This is a genomic window from Lysobacter enzymogenes (assembly GCF_017168095.1).
Classification (GTDB): Bacteria; Pseudomonadota; Gammaproteobacteria; order Xanthomonadales; family Xanthomonadaceae; genus Lysobacter; species Lysobacter enzymogenes_D.
Genome location: NZ_LXSD01000214.1, coordinates 1 through 1,708, shown reverse-complemented (window position 1 = coordinate 1,708; position 1,708 = coordinate 1). Strand labels below are relative to the sequence as shown.

1 protein-coding gene is annotated in these 1,708 nt (G+C 69.1%); it reads right to left on the bottom strand.

From position 1 onward, the window contains the following. Positions 1-516: 516 nt before the first annotated feature. Positions 517-1,458, bottom strand: a complete 942-nt coding sequence (locus tag A7A76_RS05430; RefSeq protein WP_206410237.1) for an AraC family transcriptional regulator — start codon at positions 1,456-1,458, stop codon at positions 517-519. Positions 1,459-1,708 lie beyond the last annotated feature (250 nt).

Sequence of the window (1,708 nt, the reverse complement as noted above, 5' to 3'; positions counted from 1 at the left end):
GGCGCGCGCGGTCGCGCCCGAGGCCGCCGCGCCGGCGACGCCCACCGCCGCCGGCGGCGCTTCCTGGCGCATCCACAACACGACCGTGGCGCAGGCCGCGGCCAGACCGAGCACGACGAACTTCTTCGAAGCAGGCTTGTTCATTAACCGGTTCCTGTGTGCGTTTGAACGAAGGCGGGCGCGTACCGAACGCGCGCAGCCGTCCGCCTCGCAGCGCCCGGCCTCAGCGCCGGGTGCCTGCGAAAGAAATAGAAGGTGGAATGGAGCGCGAGAAGTTGCGCATTTCTTGCGCGCTCACAGACTCAAACGCGCTCGCCGCGCGATCCCCCTACGCGGGCGTCGGATTGGCTAAAGAACGAATCGCCATGAAGGCGGCGATAGGGGGAAGGCGCGCGGATGCGTTGTGTCCACGCGCGGCAAATCGCGCCGCGTTCGCGCGTTTGCATCAAGACGTCGAAAGCGAGGCCGAAAACCCGGCGGCGCCACCGGTTTCATCCGCAACGATCGCGCCGCGGCTCAGCCCTGCGGCGCGCCGCGCGCCAGGATCGTTTCCGCGCGCGGCGGCGCGCCGAACAGGCGCTTGTACTCGCGCGAGAACTGCGACGGGCTTTCGTAACCGACGCGGTGCGCGGCGGTCACCGCCTCCATGCCGTCGATCATCATCAGCCGGCGCGCCTCGTGCAGGCGCAGGTGCTTCTGGAACTGCAGCGGCGACATCGTGGTCACCGCCTTGAACTGGTGGTGCAGCGACGAGGTGCTCATGTGCAGTTCGTCGGCGAGGTCTTCGATGCACAGCGGCAGCAGATAGCGCTGGCGCAGCATGGTCACCGCCTTGGCGATGCGGCTGGAGCGGCTGTCGGTCAGCGCCAGCGCGCGCAGGCGGTGGCCGAGGTCGCCCATCAGCACGCGGTAGAAGATCTCGCGCAGCGCCATCGGCGCCAGCACCGGCAGATCCTGCGGCGTGTCGAGCAGGCGCATCAGCCGCAGCACCGCGTCCATCAGCGTGGTGTTGACCTTGGCCGCGTACAGGCCGAGGTCGACGCCGCTGTGTTCGTTCGGCGGCGCCTGCCCCGCATCGACGATCAGGCGCGCGATCTCGGCCGGATCGATGTCGATGCGCAGGCACAGGTAGGGCTTGTCCGGGGTCGCCTCGATCACCTGCCCGATCATCGGCAGGGTCACCGACACCACCAGGTAGTTGAGCGGGTCGTAGTGGTAGACGCGGTCGGACAGGGTCACCACCTTGCGGCCCTGCGCGACCACGCACAGGCGCGGCTCGTACACCGACGGCGAGCACTCGGTCGGCGCGCCCATCCGGATCAGGTGCAGCGGGCGCACCTGGGTCTCGTGCACGCCGTCGCCGGCGACCGTCAATCGGGCAATCCGGTCCACCAGCTCGGCCTGCGCCGCGCAATGCCCGCGCTGGGCGATGGTATCGGCGGAAGTATTGGCGCTCATGGCTTCCCGGGGGCGGGCTGACGCTTGCGATTATCGGTACGAATCTGGCCTGAGACTGTGCCGCTTCGGCCGAATTGCAGGATCGGGCAATGATGCGGCAGTAATGTACTAACGCGATGACGGTTTCGAGCCTAATTTAATCCTACTCCCCCAGCGGTCCCCGACTCCGGCCATGCCGGGCGGGCCGGTGGGCGGCGGCCCGGCCGCGGCGTCCCTGGGGACGGTCCCGGCCGCGGCCGGCGCGCCGGTC

Coding starts and splice junctions, on each gene's coding strand:
- A7A76_RS05430 (WP_206410237.1), bottom strand. CDS start 1,458: ATGAGCGCCAATACTTCCGCCGATACCATCGCCCAGCGCGGGCATTGC.